Origin of the sequence: Segatella copri (assembly GCF_026015295.1) — a bacterium.
GTDB classification, from domain to species: domain Bacteria; phylum Bacteroidota; class Bacteroidia; order Bacteroidales; family Bacteroidaceae; genus Prevotella; species Prevotella copri_C.
Map to the genome: position 1 here is coordinate 3,642,482 of NZ_JAPDUW010000001.1, position 19,616 is coordinate 3,662,097.

Here is a 19,616-nt window from a genome sequence, read left to right on the forward strand (position 1 = left end):
TTATGAAACATAATATATTTAATAAGAGAATGTCATTGGCGCTAGCTTCCATGCTAGTTGCCAGTGGTGTGGCAAGCGCCCAGGAAATGGCCGACACTACCAAGGTAAACGTGGCTTTCGGTCAGGTTTCCAAGGCTGACCTGATGGGCGGTGTCAGCGAGGTGAATGTCGAAGAGCTGCTGAAAAAGGACTACAGCGCCAATGCACTCAATGATCTTCAGTCGCTCATTGGTGGTTATAACGGAAATGTTTGGGGACAGGGTGCACTTGTTCTCGTAGATGGAGTTCCCCGTGAGGCTAGCACCATCAATGCCACCGAGGTGGAGAAGGTTACCGTGCTCAAGGGCGCTTCTGCCGTAGTACTCTATGGTGCCAAGGCTGCCAAGGGCGTAATCCTCATCACTACCAAGCGTGGTAAGGTGCAGCCATTGAGCATCGCCGCCACCGTCAATACGGGCATCTATACACCTAAGGCTTATCCTGAATATCTGGGTGCGGCTGAGTATATGACGCTCTATAACGAGGCGATGACCAATGATGACCCTACACAGCCGCTGAAATACTCTAAGGAGCAGATTTACAATACGGCTGCAGGTACCAATCCTTACCGCTATCCTGATATGGATTTCTACAGCAGCGACTACCTGCGCAAGTTCAACAACCGTACGGATGCTACGATGGAGGTGAAGGGCGGTAGCCAATTTGCCAGATACTATGCCAACCTGGGCATGACCTACAACAACAGTCTGGTGAAGTTTGGCGAGCATAAGAAGGACAAAGATAATTCCTTCCGCGTGCGTTCTAACATTGATGCTACCATCACCGACTGGCTGGGTGCTTACGTGAATGTAGGCATCAACATCACGGACAACTATCGCGGACGTCCTGAGGACTACTGGTCAACAGCTACCAACATGCGTCCTAACTGGTACTCCGGTCTGTTGCCAATCTCCATGATGGATGCCAACAATTCAGCCTTGCAGCAGATGATAGCAGGCTCTAAATTCCACGTGCTCGATGGCCAGTATCTGCTGGGTGGCAACAACGATAACCAGTCTACTTTCTTTGGTGATGCGCTTGCTGCCGGCTACGTGAAGAATCACTCCCGTACCTTCAACTTTGATGTGGGTGTGAAAGCCGACTTCGATCAGTGGGTCAAGGGATTGAGCTTCGAGACTGCTTTCAGCATCGACTACTGGAACAACTACTCTGAGGCTTACAAGCTCGACTATGCCGTTTATGAGCCTACCTGGGCAAATGTGAACGGACAGGACATGATTATCGACCTGAAGAAATATGGTAAGGAATCAAGCAGTACGAGCGAGTATATCGGTGCATCGAAATATTACCAGAACACCACCTTCCGTGCTCAGTTTGACTATAAGAATACCTTTGGCGGAGTTCACAACGTAAATGCCACTTTGGCTGGCTGGGGTTACTCCAAGTCGAATTCCGTGGACGAGAATCATGAGAGTTCATCTGGTGTAAAGGGTTCTTCTTACCACCGCACCACCAATGCCAACCTTGCCCTTCGAGCAGCTTACAATTATGCTCAGAAGTACTATGCAGAGTTTGGTGGTGCCCTGGTTCATTCATCCAAGCTGGCAGAGGGTCATCGCAATGCTCTTTCTCCATCAGGAACACTGGGTTGGAGAATCGGTCAGGAAAAATGGTTCAAGAATGCACTTCCTTGCTTCGACGATTTGAAGCTGAACGCTTCTTACTCTGTGCTCAACCAGGATATCGATATCTCTGATTATTATCTCTACCAGGGATACTATGAAGTGAAGGGAGGTTACTACACCTGGAACGAAGGCGGTGGCAACGGAACTCACACCACACTCTCTAAGCGTGGTAGCAACTATGGTCTCGATTTCGTGAAGCGTAAGGAATGGAGAGTAGGTCTGGAGGGTTCACTCCTCAATGGTACCGTAAGTTTCGACATGAACTATTTCCATCAGCTTACTTCGGGCTTGCTTACTGCGGGAACTGCAACCATCTATCCTGAATGGATGAAGAGTGACGGTTCTTTCATCACCTCCCTGAACTACAACGAGGATATGCGACAGGGCTTCGACTTCGCCGTAAACTTCAAGAAGAACATCGGCAAGGTGAAGGCACAGCTCGGACTCACAGGTATGGTGTTCGACTCAAAGGTTAACAAGCGTGAGGAGAAAAACGAATATAGCTACATGAACGCACAGGGTCAGGCTCTCGACGTGATGCGCGGTTATGTCTGCGAAGGCTTCTTCACACAGGAAGATGTTGACCACATGAAGGCAAACCTCGATAAGGACGATCCTAATTTTGTGCCAAACCATACCTTCGGTGAAATCAAGGCTGGTGACCTGAAGTACAAGGATATCAACGGTGACGGCAAGATTGACAGCAACGACCAGCAGGTGATGGGTAAGTATGGATGGGGTGCAACTCCTTTCTTCTATGGTGTAAACATCACCTTGAACTGGAAGCAGTTTACCCTCTTCATCGCCGGTACAGGTCAGATGGGTGCCAAGGCTTTCAAGAGCAACGACTGGATTTACAACCAGAAGAAATATACCTCTGTGGTTCGTGGACGCTGGACACCTGAGACAGCCGCTACCGCTACCTATCCACGTTTGACAGCCAAGGACAATACCAACAACTTCCGCAACTCAAACTTCTGGATTTACAGCACAGACTGCTTCAACCTCAACAAGGTGCAGCTGACCTACGATATGCCAAAAGAGTGGTTTGAGAACAAGGTAGTAAAGGGTATGAGTGTTTACGTATTGGGCGAGAGCCTTCTCACCATCAGCAAGCATCGCAAGTATATGGAAACCAGCTATGGTTCACCACAGTGCCGTTTCTACAACCTGGGCTTGAAGATGATGTTCTAAAGGCTGATGAAATCATATCTTAGATATTGAAAAATTAGACAATAAAGAATTATGAAATTAAGAAATATATTCATGATATTGGCTTCTGCGGCATTGTTGACAGCATGTGATGATGTCTTTACTCCTGCTGCAGAAAACATGAAGGACATCAACGAGATGGAGAATGATCCTACCATGGCCAGGGGCTTCGTGCTCACCGCTTACCGTAACTTGCCAAATTACGAGGTGGGCACAGGAACGGATGTAGCGACGGATGATGCCGTGACGAATGAGAAGGGAGCCAACTGGTCTAAGTATGCCACGGGCTCATGGACCGTTCAGAGTTGGGACCCTACGGGTCGCTGGAACAGCGACCTGTCTTCCATGCAGTATTTGTATATCTTCCTGAACTCAAACGTTTCGAACATCGGGTTCCTGAAGAATGTCAATGAGAACAAGCTGATGCAGCGACGCCTGACAGGTGAGGCATACGGACTTCTGGCTACCCATGCCTATTATCTGCTTCGTGCCCATGCCGGATTTGACAATGAAGGAAAGTTGCTCGGCACACAGCTCTTTGACGGATTTGTAGGAACGGATGCTGATTTCAACCAGCCTCGCAAGACATTCCAGGAGCATGTAGATTTCATCCTGGCGAACATCGAGAAGGCTGACAAGCTGCTGCCTATGGATTATGAGCCAGTGACAAGTGACGACAAGGTGCCAGCCAAGTATGACGATATCCTGAATGTGCCTGAGGTGGCATCTGTCAAGGATGGCAAGATGGGTATATATAATAAGGTGATGGGCGAGAATGCACGCCAGCTGATCAACGGACTGATTCTGCGTGCCATCAAGGCTCGTACCTTGCTGCTTGCTGCAAGCCCTGCCTTCCAGGATCCTGCCCAGAACAATGTAACCTGGGCACAGGCTGCTGATGCAGCTGCCGAGGTGGTTGACTATGTAGGCGGTCCATCAGGTTTGCCTTCTACAGGTCTTACCTACTACGACAACGATGCAGAGATGAAAGCCTTGCAGACTGGTTCCAATCCTCCTGAAATCATCTGGCGCAGTACCAAGAATGCAGAAGAGATTGATGACGAGAAGAACAATTTCCCTCCATCACTCTACGGAAGCGGCAGAACCAATCCTACCCAGAATCTGGTAGATGCCTTCCCTGATGCCAAGGGTTATCCTATCACCGATGCACGCAGTGAATATGATAAGAGTAATCCATACGCCAACCGTGACCCTCGTCTGGCTAAATACATTATCTATAATGGAGCCACAGCGGGCGTTGATAACAAGGTAATCAAGACGGGTAGCTCTTCTGGCGATGACGGTATCGGCCGCCGTGATGCTTCTACCCGCACCGGTTACTATATGAAGAAGATGTTGCGCATGACTGCCAACTGCAATCCTAGCAACACATCTAAGGTAACCAAGTATAGCTGCAAGGCACGTTTCACCGAGTTCTTCCTCGACTATGCTGAGGCTGCCAATGAGGCTTGGGGTCCTAAGAACCCTGGCACACATGCTTACTCAGCATACGATGTGATCAAGGCAATCCGCCACCGTGCAGGTTTGACAGACGACACTTATCTCGACGAGTGTGCCGGCAACCAGGCTAAGATGCGTGAGCTGATTCGCAACGAGCGCCGCCTGGAGCTTTGCTTCGAGGGATTCCGCTTCTGGGATTTGCGTCGCTGGAACCAGTTGGACAAGTTGACATCTGTTCAGGGCATCGATTGGAACAACGATACGTTTACCATCTTGCCAAATGTAGAAGAGCGCCATTTCGATAGCTATATGAACTATGGTTATATTCCATATTCAGAAGCTTTGAAGTACTCTAATCTCCATCAGAACAAGGGATGGAAATAAACCAGTTAAAAATGATAATGAAAATGAAAAGTTTTAAGTTATTGAATACAATAGGCATTGCTGCCATGACTTTGTTGATGGCCGCTTCCTGCGAGAGCGGTGACAAGGAATTTGGATATGACGGAGAAACTACTGTCTATTTTGCCAATGCTGGTTATGTGCGCACCGTGGAGCTGGGTGAGGATCAGGAAGCTGACCTTACCGACGATAACAACCACATCATCAACATCAAGGCATATTGTGCAGGTGGCTATGGCAACAATAATAACGTTACCGTGGACTATATTTCTGATGCCAGTCTTTGTGATGGCTATAAAATCAATGGCGCTGCCATCCAGGTGATGCCATCCAGTTACTATCAGATAGAGAACCCTAACCAGTTTGTCATTGCCAAGGGACAGCAGATGGGAGGCGTAAGAGTGAAGCTTACTGATGCGTTCTTCAACGATGACAAGAGCTATGAGCAGGGCTATGTAATTCCGGTGAAGCTGACAGGTGCCCAGGGTGTTGACAAGGTGCTGGAGTCGAAGAATACTACATTCTGCCTTGTGAAGTTCGTCAATCCTTGGACTGCCACTTATCTTCGCCAGGGTAAGGATGTGATCAACGGTAAGGAATCTCACCGTGCTTATCCATATATTGAGAAGGCTGAGGTAATCAAGGTGGTGACCAAAGGCTTGTACAAGGCACAGATGACTGTGGCTGTGAAGGATGCAAGTGGTATAGACCATCAGGTGAACGTGCTGATGACCTTCAACGGTGATGACTGCACCATCTCTTCCGGTAGTGACGGAGTTCAGGTTTCGGGTAGTGGTAAGTTTGTCAAGAACGACCAGCTCTTGGGCGAGTTTAAGCGCAACACGCTCTATTTGAACTACAATATCAAGAGCGATGCCTTGGGTACGGTTGAAACCACAGATACCATGGTGGTCCGCAATCGTGGCATTGGTTTCCAGACTTTCACTCCTGAAAAGTAAGAACATTTTTAATTTGATATCAGAATTATGAAAAAAATACATAATATCCTCTTGGCCAGTGCAGCAGCAACCTTGCTGCTCACTGGTTGTGTGGAGGACTTCGATACAAGCTATGCTGCAGGCGAAAAGCCTGAGAACGTAGCGATGGACGACCTTACCAGAGGTTATGAAGTCCTGAAGAACTATACAGGCATGAAGTTGGGAGCAAACTTGACCATTGCAGATTTGAAAGCTGCCAATACTAGCTTTAGTACCGTTTTGGCGAACTTCAATGAAGTGAATATCGCAGATGGCTTCTCTCATGCTGCTGTGGTTGCTGATGATGGTACGGTCAGTGCCGATGCATCAAAAGATGCAGTTGATGCTGCTATTGCCGCAGGACTCGCTCCTACAGCTTCCCTTTTTGCACCTAACGCATGGAACATGACTGTGATGAAGGAGGCTACCAAGGATACTTGGGTAGATGGTGAGAATGTGGATCTCCATCAGAAGTATGATTTCGAAAGCAGTGCCATCGGTGATGTCTTCGGAACAGACAAGGATTCCAAAGTGGCAAAGGATCCAAAAGGAAAGAACGGAAAGTCGCTATGCATCAAGAAGGCAGCCAAGTTCATCGAGTTTCCTGTGAATCTGCCTGAGGGTGCTTCCCTGTCAACAATCAAAACCATCTCCTTCGATTATTATTCTTCAAATGTCAAGAAGGATGTGGTTATCAGAGTAAAGGTGGGTGACAAAACCCTGCAGTTGAGAAACTTCGGTATTCCTACCAAGGCAAAGACTTGGGAAACATTCAAGGTGGATTTGTCAAAGGTTAACCTCACAGAAACATTTGATGCAGATGCTCTGAAATCTTCCAACATTACTCTGGTAATTGGTCAGGCAGCTGTACCTCAGCAGGTTTACGTTGACAATATTGATGTTTACTCTCCATATCAGAAGCCGGGTCATTTCGACCCTCGTCCAGCAGACGAGAAGGCTGCTGATGTAAAGAAGGCTATGTTTGCTTACGTTGATTCCGTTATGCAGAACTATGGAGACAAGGTGCAGGCATGGAATGTGGCTTCCAACCTGATAGAAGATCTCTTCTATACCTTGAAGTCTTCTGAGAACATGGTAGCTGATGGTGAGTTCTATCCTAACGACTACATGGATGAGAACTGGGTGGCTGATGTATGCAAGGAAATCCATTCAAAGAAGGCTGATGCCAAACTGTTCTACAGTGAAGAAAATCTGCTGGCTAATGCCGAGAAGACCGAGGCTGCCATTAACTATATCAATCAGTGGAATGAAGCAGGTGCAAAGATTGAAGGCATCGATGCGAAGCTCGACGTGCCATACAACAGCAGTTCTTTGGCAGAAACTAAGGCGAATATCGACATTCTTCTTGCTAAGTTGAAAGCTTCAGGCTTGCAGGTACGTCTTTCAGATATGAATGTATATCTGGCTGATGCTGGTGGAACTGTAGCCGATCAGAGCAAGGCTACATTCGAGGATTACAAGGGAATGGCTGAACTCTATGCCTATATTCTGAACAAGGCACAGGATGTGTTGGGCGACAAACTCTATGGGGTATCTTTCTCTACTATCAATCAGGGTGCTACGGGTGTAGGATTGTGGAATCATTTCAATCGCCTACCTACTTACGTGGGTGTGGTTAATGGACTTCAGAAAACAGAAATAAAATGGTAAGAAGATTATTTATATTTATTTTTGGGATACTGACATTCGCAGTGGCGCAGGCTCATGACGGGCCTGCCCTGCGAAGAGTTATCTCGCCATCCCAGCCGGTATGGATTATCCACATCGACACCTGGAATTCTCCGAATCCGCAGGCCATCATCAATATGGTACCTGAAGACATCAAGCCTTACGTGGTGTTCAACCTCTCGCTCTCTGCTACGGAGAGTATCTGTGCGGATGGTAAGAAGGTGGTGGATTCATGGATGAAGGTATGTGCAGAGAACCGCGTCTGGACCATGATCCAGCCTGCCAGTGGCGGATGCAGCGCTTTTGATGACGATGACCTGGAACTCTATGAGAGCTACTACAAGAACTATCCTAACTTTCTGGGATGGAACTATGCCGAGCAGTTCTGGGGATTTGATGAGGATCGTAAGCGCGAGAACGGAACCATTCATACGCCATCTTTCCTGAAGCGACTGGAGCTCTTCACCCATCTCATGAAGTTTGCTCATCAGTATGGCGGCTACCTTTGTGTGAGCTTTACGCAGGCATGCTATTCTGCCAATATGATGCCTGTGGCATACATGAAGCGTAATGCCGAGATGAACCGACTGCTTTCTACAGACAAGGAACATTTCATCTGCTGCGAGAAGTACACCATGAAGAATGGTTTCTATGATATCGAGAGCAACTGTCTGGGTGCTTATCTGGGTGGATATGCCGGCCAGTATGGTATTCGTTTCGATATCTGCGGCTGGATGGAAGAACAAGATAAACTGGATGAGAATGGCAATGCCATCAAGGACCCTTCGGATGCTTCAAAATTTCTGAAGGAGTATTACAATGATTTCCCTAAGGCTTGTGGTGCCATTCCTATCTTGGAGCATGTGGCATTGACAGGTGAGACGGTGATTGACGGTCCTGAGTTGGTGACGACTGATAACCTGCGTGAGATTGCGACTTCCAAGACTGCCGATGGCTATACCCGTCGCAACTGGGCTTGGTTCAATCACTTTAAAAATATCAACATCGATATGTTCCGTAAGATTCTGGATGGAACCATCAGAATTCCATCTCGCAGCGAGGTGATTGAGCGTACCAAGATTTGCGTGAAGAATGATATCAAGCCAAAGAATATCTATTCCAGCCAGAACGAGATGGAACCATACGTTTCGCCTAGCGGACTGTATGATGGCCTCTATCGGAGCGAGCAGGATGACAATGGCACACAATGGCCTAACTCCACCTTGAACAACAAATGGTGGTTGAAGGTTTCAGGACGTTATCCTGCCATCCCTGTGGTGTATGATCTCATCGACGAAGAAGCCAAGAAACTGCAGGTGGCTATCAAGAGCAGCGAGTATGCCAGCAACCCTACTTGGAGTAACGTGACCAGCAAGAAGGCTTATATGAACAAGCTCTTCAAGCAGGAATATACGGGTGATATCTATGCTTCGCGTCTGGAGAATACCTGGGTTTGCTACAACCCTTATCAGTATAATGAGGAGCATGTTCAGTTGGCTGCAGAAAATCGTGGTATGAAATATATCCGTAAGTACTGGGTAAACAATGGACGCAGTGCCAAGGGTACATTGAAACCTGCCTACAATACCTGTAGCCAGATTAAGATGAACCTCGCTCCATATTCTTTGGTTCACATGCGTGAGTATTCAGACAAGTTGAGTCTCTACATGCAGAACTACCGTATCAAGGATGGACTCCGCTATGGTGTGGGTGATGGTAGATTGCAGGATGACAAGAATCTCCCTGAATATGCCCAGCAGACTGATACCATCATTGTAGTGGGAGCCAGTGCTCAGCCTACTATCTCGTGGAAGGATAATTCAGAGCATTCAGCAAGTACTGTTACCACAGAATGGAAGAGTGGTCAGTTTACGGTTTATGTAAAGCATAATGGTCCGTTGGAGTTGACCATCGATAACTGTAAGGGCACTAAGACTACAGGAAAGTTGAAGGATTCTGATGTGACTGCCGCTGTCATTGAAATTCCTGCCATGCCAGAGGCGTATGAGGGAGAGATGCAGTATGAGTTTGAAAACTTCGATTACAAGAATGTGGGTGGTTGCTATGGCAACGCTTGGAACAACGGTTTCCGTGGATACTATGGTCAGGGCTGCTTGAACCTGGGTACCCAGAAGGGTGCTTCCGTTCGTGGCTACATTCCTGTTACCAAGCCAGGTAATTACAAGGTGGCTATCCGTTATCAGGCTTCTGCAGGTGATGCCGTTGTCAAGGTTATCTGCGGCAATCAGGCCAAGCAGGTTACACTGCCAAAGAATGCTTCTTCCAACAAGGAATGGTCGGAAGTGGAGTTTGACATGGACATCGCTGATGTCAAGGGAAATATGACGGTTAACTATGTGAGCGGAAAGAGAGCTGTGCTCGATTGCGTCCGCTTGAACTACAAGGGTGCCTTGACGGGTATCGCCGGTGTAACCACTGATGCCGACCAGGTAGACCATGTAGAGTATTACGACTTGCAGGGCATGCGCTTATCTGCAGCCAAGCAGGGTATCAGTATCAAGAAAGTTTATCTTCGTAGCGGTAAGACCTATACGGAGAAGATTTATAAATAACTAGTTATTAATAACAATTTTAATTTTTTACGATTATGAACACAACAATTAAGAGTTTAGCAATGGTTGCCATTGCATTGTTCGCTGGTTTCGGTTCTGCTTCTGCACAGGAAGAGAGTACAGATGAGGGTGTTGAATTGACTAAGGACATGTACCACGTATGGGATGGTGTCACAAAAGATGCAATGCCAACTGAAGATCATGTTTATGTGGACTGGAATGTGGGTGCAGCGGAGCCAGTTAGTGGAGTTATTTGTGGTGATGGCAATGTTACGGAAACATTGTATGCCGACTTGTCTGCCTATCATTACATGGTAGTTTATGGTGAAGGTGTCAATCCTCGTTTCATGTTCAACCGTACCGTTAAGGGAGGTCAGCAGGCTGATGGTGGTATGATTGCCATAGAGAACAGAGCTTTTGATGAAAATACAAATGCTATTGTTATTGATTTGAAGAAAGATTTGGTTCGCACTGTTCCTGGCGAAGAGCCTACAATTGATGATTTTGCTCACTTGGTTACTATCAAGTCTGGATGGGGCGGTCCTTGCCTTATTTCTACTATCATGCTTTACAATGTTCTTCCAGCGGAACTCGGAGGTGATGCTACTGGCATCAAGAACGTTCATGTAGCTGGTGATGCAGCTGTAGCAACATTCAACGCTGCTGGTGCTAAGGTTGCAGCTAACGCCAAGGGTCTTGTTATCAAGAAGTACCAGAGTGGTAAGGTTGTTAAGGTAATGAATAAGTAATGGCAGAATTTCTACTCCTTTTGTGTAACTAGGGAGTAGTCCCTAGTTCAGATGTTCGGCAAGGTATTTGTTGAATCCAGCAGATACTTTGCCGATTTTTTTTGTGTCATAACAACAGACAATTATAACAACAGATAATCGTATAACTGATAATTATAACTTAAAATGAAAAGAACAACTTTCTTGCTGTGCTTGCTTTTTACCTTGTGCATGCAAGTGGTAGCTGCCGATCATACCTATACGCAGAAGGCAGTGAAGCAGACAGTAAAAGTGGGTACTGCTACACGAGAGATGCTGGTGTATGTGCCTGCCGATTTGCCCGAGAAGGCTCCAATGGTCATCTCCATGCATGGATTCAGCCAAAATCCTGATTATCAGATGGGGCAGACCCATTGGAACGAGGTGGCGGACACGGCTAAGATCTTGGTGGTTTATCCTCAGGGAAACAATAATTCCTGGGACATCTCAGGCTCTGGCGATGTCAAGTTTATAGAAACCATCATGAAGACGATGCAGAAGAAATATAAGGTAGACAAGAATCGCATCTATATCTCTGGCTTCTCCATGGGCGGAATGATGACTTATCATTGTATGACCAAATTGGGAACTGTAGTTGCAGCCTTTGGTCCTGTGAGTGGTATCCCTGTCGATTATCGTGAGCCTGTGGCTCCACGCCATGTGCCTATTATGCACATCCATGGCACGGGAGATGATGTCGTGAAATGGGGAGGCGATCCTAACCATGCTGCTGGAGGCTATGGCAGAATAGATGATTATGTGAAGAAGTGGGCTACTTATGAAGGTTGTGATGTGGATAATCCGGAGGTGATTCGCCCTTATCCTGCATCCATGAGTTATGCTGCTGCCACTCGTACTCGCTATATTAATAAGGTGGATGGTACGGAGGTTACGCTCATCGCCATTGATGGTAAGGGACATTGGCACTCTGACGATCCTAATGCAGTCTATTCTACCCGCGAGCTTTGGAACTTCTTCAAGCAGTATAAGCTCGATCTTCCTGATAATGAAGATTCTAGCGAGGCTAAGGGTGAGGTGTTGTTCTCTGACAATTGGGAAGACGAGGTCATCAACGTAGGTGAAGGCGTGCCTGCTGGGTGGAAGCGCATCAATAGCATGAATGATGGGAGCCGCAGCGATGAGAAAGCGAACGGCGCTGCCAATACGGGTGGTGCTCGTATCAAGGATTTCGTGGCTGGTGGTGATTTCAATACAGGATTCTATCTCAGTGCCCGTGATTTCGACCAGTGCAAACTCTCTTATGGCTTGTATGATGGGCATCGTCTGCACTTGATTCCTGGCAAATACCAGCTTTCTTTCAATTCTTCTTATTGGAATGATGGTTCCGAGAATGGTGCCGTCGCTTACGATGCAGGCATCGTCGGCATTGGCGACAATAAATCAGTCTTGTTGGAACAGAACCTGGACTCGGAAGGCAACTTGAAGGAAAATTCCAACCAGGTGGTGAAAGGCTCTCTGGCTCACTTCTTGAACTTCACGATAGAGAAAGAAGGTGACTATGAACTTTATTTCTCCATGTCTTCTGGTTGGGCTGCCGTTATCCTTGGCAATGTGAAGATAAGAAAGGCGGATACCGGTACGGGTATCACTGATTGTACAACCGATGCCTTCGGAAAAGGTGTTGTCACGACTTATAATCTGGCGGGTCAGCGCATCAGTGGTCAGACTAAGGGCTTGGTTATAGAGCAGATTCAGTTTGCCAATGGTAAGAAGGTTTCCAGAAAGGTAATCAAAAAATAGTAAACTGGGTAATAGTTGGTGCATAACAGTTGGTCACCGCATGCACAACAGCTGTTGTGCATGCGCATATCAGCTGTTATGCAAGCGCACAACAGCTGTTGTGCGACCGGAGATACTGATTGTCTCAACAACATATCCTATCTCTTCCAACGACATATCCTGTCTCTTCCAACGACAAGAAGAGGGTGAATCATAAACTTATGACGCATCCTCTTTTTGAGTATATCGTATAATAAACTTTATCTCTTGTAACTTTTGAGTAAAAAAACAGGTAAAGAATGCAAATTCTTGGGCTTTCTTTCTTTTTTCTAGCAAAAATTATATAATTTTGCATCATTCATCATGTAAATAACAATTATATATATTCAATCATAAACCTATGAAGCGTTTTTTACTTTTTGGAGTTCTTTGTCTCGTGCAAATGTTGGCAACCTTTTCTTATGCCAACTCTGGACGACTTTATACATCAAACGACCTGTCGAGTAGCCTGATTCGATGTATCATACAAGATAAGTATGGTTTCATTTGGGTGGGTACCAATTATGGATTGAACCGTTTTGACGGCTATAATTTCAGTACCTATCTTTGCAATCCTGCTGATATCACCACCATCCAGGATAATGAAATCGTAAAGCTCCATCCTTACAGCAAAGAGTTCCTCTTTGTGGCAACAAATCGTGGACTCTATAAATATTCCTATCTTACCAATAGTTTCCAGCATATCGTATTGGAAAAGAAAGATGAGAAGATAAGAGTAAGTTCTCTTATTGAGGATGGAAAGCATAATCTCCTGATAGGTACATCCGGGTATGGTGCCTATAGGTTGGATATGACTACAGGTAAAGTTACTCGCCTTTCAAGGAAATCTGCAAATTCAGTGGATAATTTCTTTGCTATGCTGTTCTTCGATGCTGAGGGATATCTGTGGCAGGCTAATCATACAAAGGTGTTGAGAAAATATAAATACGATGGCAAGTCTATCAAACTGGTAAGTGTATATGAACCTAAAGAACTGTTTGGCATCCGTAAATTATATGCCACAGACAAGAAGGGGTTCTTTGTGGCGCATACGGGCGGCATTATGCGCTATGATTATGCCTCGCATCGTTTCTCACGCTACGATTTCGATTTTTCAGCTCATCAGGGGGCAGGATTTATCAGCGCTGTTACCTTGGATAAGTATGGCAATTTATGGTTGGGTACTTCGGGAGATGGAACTTTCAAGATACCGCATGGAAGCAGAAAGGCTTATCGGGTGGAGTTGAATAATCAATCGTTTATCTTTGATAATGCGCATATCAGCGATTTGCTGATAGATAGAGATGGTAATCAGTGGTATGGATGCTATATGAAAGGACTTTTCTTGTCGAATAATGATAAGAATGTGTTCCATCCGGTTTCTTTGGATGAATTGGGGGCTGGTATGGAAACCATTTCGTCTGTAGTGGGAGTTGCTGACGGATTGATGCTTTTTGTGGTCAAAAATCATGGGTTGTATCTCTTGGATGAGAAGACGGGCAATACCAAGCTACTACAAAGTCCTGCAGGACCAATCAAAGTGTACTCGGATTTTCGGAAGAAAGTTTATGTATATGGCCGTGATGGCATTTATGAGTATGATTGGAAGCATCAGACTTACCGGTTGTTGCTGCCAGCCAATGGACTTTCTCTAGATGGTATGCAGGTAGATGCTGCTGGTAATATTTATTTTACGAGCCCGGGCAACGGACTTTATGTATGGAATAGAAAGAGTGGCAAGATGACGCAATATCTGATGGATGATAAGCGTCCACACAAAACCATTTGCAATAACTGGATATCGGAGATCAGGTTAGATTCCCGGGGATGGCTCTGGTGTGCTACAACCAATGGTGTGTCGTGCATGGATACCAAAACCGGATATTTTGATGTCATTCTTTCTCGGCCTTTGTTAGAGGGTAAAACGTGCTATTCTACATTAGAACTGTCGGATGGTAAGATTGCTATTGCCACAGAGATGGGGCTTTATCTCTATGACAGGAAAAATCAGCAGACTACCCCTTGGCCTCATTCCGAGAGTATTAGCGGATTGAGAATTTATTCGCTGAAGAAGGATGCCTGGGGAAACCTATGGATGAGTACTGCGCAGGGTATCTGGTGTTATTCTAGTAAAGCTAAGTTGTTTTTCTCTTTTGAAAAGGGTAACGGACTCTTGACCAAGGAATATCTGGCAGGAGTAGCAGGTTCTACACCGGATGGGGTTATCTGTTATGGAAACTCCGAAGGATTGACTTATTTTAGGCCTTCTGAGGTAAAGGATTATAATGAGAAAATGTCTGCCATTTATCTGTCGGAGGTGTTGCTTGATGGAAAGATGGCTCCCTTTATCGGAGATAATCTGAGTGTTCCGTCTGATTTCAAGTCGATAGTGCTCAATTTTTCCCTGCTTGATTATCAGAGCGTGGGCAACATCGTGTTTCAGTATCGCATCAACGGCGGCAAATGGATCAGCAATGCGGCTGGCGACAATAGCTTCAACTTCACAGGTTTGTCGTATGGACATTATCGTATAGAAGTGCGTACCTATTGCAACGGCAAGTACTCTATATATAATAAGGTGATAAAACTGAACGTGTTGGCACCTTGGTATCTCACAGTTTGGGCTAAGCTTATCTATCTGATCCTGGTTCTCGGCTTTATGGCTGCTGTCATCTTTATCTATCTGCACAAGAAAAAAAGAGATCTTGAAGAGGCTAAGATGCAGTTCCTCATCAATGCCACCCACGATATCCGTTCGCCGCTTACTCTGATTATGGAGCCTCTGAAGAAATTGAAGGAGCGATTGGGAAATGCTGAGGAGTATCATGAAGATATTGATACCATGGACCGAAACGCACAGCGTCTGCTCACCCTGGTGAATCAGATTCTCGACAAGCGACGCCTGGACAAGCATCAGATGAACCTTTCGTGCAGGGAAACCAACCTGGTGGAGTTTTCGAGGGGATTGGTTTCACTCTTCACTTACAATGCCAATCTGCGTGGTATTCAGATAAAGCTGGAGATGCCAGAGACGCCTGTGAATGCATGGATAGATCGTAATAAACTGGATAAGGCGATAGCCAATCTGCTGTCTAATGCCTTTAAATATACGCCTAATGGCGGCGAAATCATCTTCCGCATTGAGAAGCAGGATAAGAAGGTGCTCCTGTATGTGATTGATAGCGGCAAGGGATTGGGAAAGAACGATGATGCCAAAACCCTGTTTGAACGCTTCTATCAGGGAAAGAATTCTGCTGATATGCATCTGGGAGGTTCGGGCATCGGCTTGAATCTATGCCGATCCATTGTAAGGCTTCATGGAGGTGATGTATATGCGCATAATCGTGAAGACGGGAAGAGCGGTGCCTGTTTCATCATAGAATTGCCTTTGGGTAAAGAGCATCTCAAGAATAATCAGATTTATTCGGACAACAGGGATACCAAAAAGAAACAGCAGCGAGGTGCGGCTAGCAGAAACAGTAAAATCCTGCTAGTGGATGATGATATCGAAATCTGCCGTTATCTCAAGTCGGAACTGAGTGACTGGTATCGCTTTGTAATCTGCAACAATGGCAAGGAGGCGCTGAAGCAGCTGCTTTCTGGTGATTTCGACTTGGTGGTAAGCGATGTGGTGATGCCGGAGATGGATGGTATCACGCTGCTTAGAAATATCAAGGGCAATGCCAATATCAGCCACGTGCCAGTAATCATGCTTACTTCCAAATCGGAAATCAGCGATAGGCTAGAGGGTATTAAGCTAGGAGCTGATGCTTATCTGGCAAAACCATTCAGTCTGGAGGAACTTCATCTCACGATAGACAATCTCATCGACAATGTACGTCGCCTGAAGGGTAAGTTCACTGGAGCTCTGAAGCAGGATGACAAGGTGGAGAAGGTAGAGGTGAAAGGCTACGATGAGGAGCTGATGGAGCGTATCATGAAGGTAGTGAACGAGAACTTGAGCGATTCTGACTTCAATGTAGAGAAGATGTGTGATGAGGTGGGCGTAAGCCGTACTCAGCTGCATCGTAAGTTGAAGGAAATGACCGGTGTTCCTACTAGCGAGTTCTTGAGAAACATCCGTCTCAATGAGGCTGCCCGATTGATAAGAGAGCATAAAATCAACATTACGCAGGTTTCATATATGGTGGGATTTGCCAATAACAGTCATTTCTCCACTGCATTTAAGAAATATTTCGGTATGTCGCCTACAGAATATGCGGCAAGATACTCTGAGTAAAGTTTTTGAAACACTAAAATAAGTCATTATGATTGTTTATTCGTAATTTTGCAGCGTTAAACGAATAAATAATCATAATGATGAATACAACGAAAATCTTGGCTTTCAGAAAGCCGTTACTGATGATCGCTCTGCTGAGCATTGCGCCTGCCTTGGGTGTTGTGGCGCAAGATAAACTTTATAAGGATGAGTTCCCGCTGGGCGACATCACCCTTCTTGACGGACCATTGAAGCATGCTCGCGACTTGAACGTGCAGGTGCTCCTGAAATATGATTGCGACCGCATGCTGGCCCCTTACCGCAAGGAGGCTGGCTTGCAGCCTCGTAAACCTTCTTATCCCAACTGGGATGGACTGGACGGACATGTGGGCGGACATTATCTGTCGGCTCTTGCCATCAATGCGGCCACAGGTAATGAGGAGTGCCGCAAGCGCATGGAATATATGATATCCGAACTCCAGCTGGTGCTTGATGCCAACAATCAGCGCCATGACGCCTGGTGTCATAACTATATAGGTGGTGTTCCGAATAGTGCCAAGATGTGGACGGCTTTCAGTAAAGGAGATTTCGGACCTTACTTCGGAACATGGGCACCTTTCTATAACATTCATAAGATGTATGCAGGACTTCGTGATGCATGGGTCTATTGTGGAAATGAACAGGCAAAGAATCTGTTTCTGAAGTTCTGCGATTGGGCTGTGGACATAACGCATGATTTGAGCGACGGACAGATGGAGAAAATGTTAGGCAATGAGCATGGAGGCATGAACGAAGTGCTTGCTGATGCATACGCTATTACCGGAGAGCAGAAATATCTGAATTGTGCTCGCCGATTCTCTCACAAGCTGTTGCTGGTGCCAATGGAAGAAGGCAAGGATTGTCTAGACAATATGCATGCCAATACACAGATTCCGAAGGTTATCGGATATCAGCGCATCGCTGAGTTGGCTCATGATGTGCAATATCACAATGCCAGCGAGTATTTCTGGGAAATTGTGACACGTCAGCGTTCGCTGGCTTTGGGAGGAAACAGTCGACGTGAGCATTTTCCTACTAAGGAAACATGCATAGACTATATCAACGACATCGATGGTCCGGAGTCTTGCAATACCTATAATATGTTGAAACTGACAGAGGACTTGAATCGAGTGAAACCTGATGGAATGTATGGTGACTTTTATGAGACTGCGATGTTCAACCATATCCTCTCTGCCCAGCATCCGCAACATGGTGGCTATGTCTATTTCACTTCTGCCCGTCCTCGTCATTACCGCAATTATTCTGCTCCTAATAAGGCAATGTGGTGTTGTGTGGGAACAGGTATGGAAAATCACGGAAAGTACGGACAGTTTGTCTGGACGCACGATAAGGGTGTGAAGGCGGAGGATGATGCGCTCTATGTGAATCTCTTCGTGGCTTCCGAATTGAATTGGAAGGATCGAAAAATGATTCTTCGCCAGCAGACTGCCTTTCCTTATGCAGAAACATCTGTCATAGAAGTAACCAAGGGTAAAGGGACTTTTATCCTGAAAGTTCGCAAGCCATCCTGGTGTGACAACTTCACCGTGACAGGTGTTGGCTTCGATATCAACAGTTATGAGGAGAATGGTTTTGTTTGTATCAAAAGAAAATGGAAGAAAGGAGATAAGTTAAAAATCTCTATGCCTATGCACGCTTCCATCAAACCGATGGTCAATGTGCCTCAGTATGTGGCAATCATGTATGGTCCTATCCTGCTCGGCATGAAGACTGGAACGGAGGATATGCGTTCGCTCATAGCAGATGACAGTCGTTTCGGACAGTATGCCGGTGGAAAAAAGTTGCCTCTAAACAAGGCTCCAATCCTTTTGCCAAAACATCTCAGCGATATTGCGAAGGACTTGAAGCCTATTTCTGGCAAGCCATTACACTTTAAACTTGGTACCCATATGGAGAATGCCATCGAAGGTGAATTACAGCCTTTCTTCGAGATTCATGATTCTCGCTACATGATGTATTGGTTGGCTCTGGGTGAGAATGAATATAGGAATTATATGCAGAAGTTGGCTGCAGAGGAGAGGGAAAGTCAGGAATTGGAGGCTCGAACTGTGGATAAGGTAAGTCCGGGAGAGCAGCAGCCTGAGACTGACCATCGCATGGAGGCTGATGCTACTGAGCATGGCAATACAGAAGGTGTCTTCTTCCGCGATGCGAAGGATGGACATTTCTTCAGCTATCTGATGCAGACTAAAGGAGAGAGTAATCTTAGTCTCCAACTTAAGTTCTGGGGGCAGGATGAGTGGCGCACTAGTGAGTTTGATATCTACATTGACAATCAACTTCTGACAAGTGTAAACAACAGTCATCGTTGGCGCACCACCCAGTTTAAGACCGTTGATTATGCCATTCCTTCTGAGTTTGTTAAGGGCAAGGAGGAAGTAAGAGTGAAGTTTGTGGCCCATAAGGGAAAACAGGTTGGTCAGATTTATGGAGTTCGACTTGTGAAGAATTAATTGATAAGGAACGTTTATATCAGAAAAGCTGATTTCGCATGTTACGAGGTCAGCTTTTCTGTTTTAGACATCCATCCAAGGGTATCTATATCCATCGGGGAAAAAAGGTGGCTTTGTGGCTGTCATCACATAATCGTTTTATCATATTTTTATTGATGTGGAAATGTATGCCAAAGTGTTTGGAACATGGAGAAAAGTTGTTCTTGGAGCAAAGTTGTACCTTTGCATCAGAAAAGAAAGAGAATAGGTGGGGCACCTGCAAAAGTGTGTGGATGTGATATACTAAAATTTATCCCCTTCTTCTCTATTTTTCATAATTTCTCTATTTACAATAAAATT

At 45.8% G+C, this 19,616-nt stretch carries 9 protein-coding genes; all 9 read left to right on the forward strand.

The genetic code is table 11. The features are described from left to right. Nucleotides 1-2: 2 nt before the first annotated feature. Entirely contained in the window at nucleotides 3-2,879 is a 2,877-nt protein-coding gene (locus ONT18_RS15195; RefSeq protein ID WP_264906541.1) for a SusC/RagA family TonB-linked outer membrane protein, read from the forward strand. Between the two features lie 51 nt (nucleotides 2,880-2,930). Further along, the gene (locus tag ONT18_RS15200; RefSeq protein ID WP_264906543.1) at nucleotides 2,931-4,742 is read left to right on the forward strand and encodes a RagB/SusD family nutrient uptake outer membrane protein; all 1,812 of its coding nucleotides are present in this window, start codon (nucleotides 2,931-2,933) and stop codon (nucleotides 4,740-4,742) included. 23 nt (nucleotides 4,743-4,765) lie between these two features. Further along, complete coding sequence (locus ONT18_RS15205; protein ID WP_264906545.1) at nucleotides 4,766-5,719, forward strand: DUF5627 domain-containing protein; 954 nt, start codon at nucleotides 4,766-4,768, stop codon at nucleotides 5,717-5,719. A 27-nt stretch (nucleotides 5,720-5,746) separates the two neighbouring features. Then, nucleotides 5,747-7,408, forward strand: a complete 1,662-nt coding sequence (locus ONT18_RS15210; RefSeq protein ID WP_264906547.1) for an endo-1,4-beta-xylanase — start codon at nucleotides 5,747-5,749, stop codon at nucleotides 7,406-7,408. Then, the gene (locus ONT18_RS15215; protein WP_264906549.1) at nucleotides 7,402-9,999 is read left to right on the forward strand and encodes a glycoside hydrolase family 98 domain-containing protein; all 2,598 of its coding nucleotides are present in this window, start codon (nucleotides 7,402-7,404) and stop codon (nucleotides 9,997-9,999) included. Before ONT18_RS15210 ends, ONT18_RS15215 begins: the two co-directional genes overlap by 7 nt. A 35-nt stretch (nucleotides 10,000-10,034) precedes the next feature. Then, nucleotides 10,035-10,748, forward strand: a complete 714-nt coding sequence (locus ONT18_RS15220) for a hypothetical protein (protein ID WP_264906551.1) — start codon at nucleotides 10,035-10,037, stop codon at nucleotides 10,746-10,748. A 165-nt stretch (nucleotides 10,749-10,913) separates the two neighbouring features. Next, entirely contained in the window at nucleotides 10,914-12,527 is a 1,614-nt protein-coding gene (locus tag ONT18_RS15225) for an alpha/beta hydrolase family esterase (RefSeq protein ID WP_264906553.1), read from the forward strand. Nucleotides 12,528-12,906: 379 nt separating this feature from the next. Continuing rightward, nucleotides 12,907-16,785, forward strand: a complete 3,879-nt coding sequence (locus tag ONT18_RS15230) for a response regulator (RefSeq protein WP_264906555.1) — start codon at nucleotides 12,907-12,909, stop codon at nucleotides 16,783-16,785. Nucleotides 16,786-16,862: 77 nt separating this feature from the next. Continuing rightward, nucleotides 16,863-19,277, forward strand: a complete 2,415-nt coding sequence (locus ONT18_RS15235; protein WP_301331985.1) for a glycoside hydrolase family 127 protein — start codon at nucleotides 16,863-16,865, stop codon at nucleotides 19,275-19,277. Nucleotides 19,278-19,616 lie beyond the last annotated feature (339 nt).

Excerpts from the sequence above, each read along its gene's own strand:
- ONT18_RS15210 (WP_264906547.1), top strand. The coding sequence starts at position 5,747 with ATGAAAAAAATACATAATATCCTCTTGGCCAGTGCAGCAGCAACCTTG.
- ONT18_RS15205 (WP_264906545.1), top strand. The coding sequence starts at position 4,766 with ATGAAAAGTTTTAAGTTATTGAATACAATAGGCATTGCTGCCATGACT.
- ONT18_RS15235 (WP_301331985.1), top strand. The coding sequence starts at position 16,863 with ATGATGAATACAACGAAAATCTTGGCTTTCAGAAAGCCGTTACTGATG.
- ONT18_RS15195 (WP_264906541.1), top strand. The coding sequence starts at position 3 with ATGAAACATAATATATTTAATAAGAGAATGTCATTGGCGCTAGCTTCC.
- ONT18_RS15215 (WP_264906549.1), top strand. The coding sequence starts at position 7,402 with ATGGTAAGAAGATTATTTATATTTATTTTTGGGATACTGACATTCGCA.
- ONT18_RS15220 (WP_264906551.1), top strand. The coding sequence starts at position 10,035 with ATGAACACAACAATTAAGAGTTTAGCAATGGTTGCCATTGCATTGTTC.
- ONT18_RS15230 (WP_264906555.1), top strand. The coding sequence starts at position 12,907 with ATGAAGCGTTTTTTACTTTTTGGAGTTCTTTGTCTCGTGCAAATGTTG.
- ONT18_RS15225 (WP_264906553.1), top strand. The coding sequence starts at position 10,914 with ATGAAAAGAACAACTTTCTTGCTGTGCTTGCTTTTTACCTTGTGCATG.
- ONT18_RS15200 (WP_264906543.1), top strand. The coding sequence starts at position 2,931 with ATGAAATTAAGAAATATATTCATGATATTGGCTTCTGCGGCATTGTTG.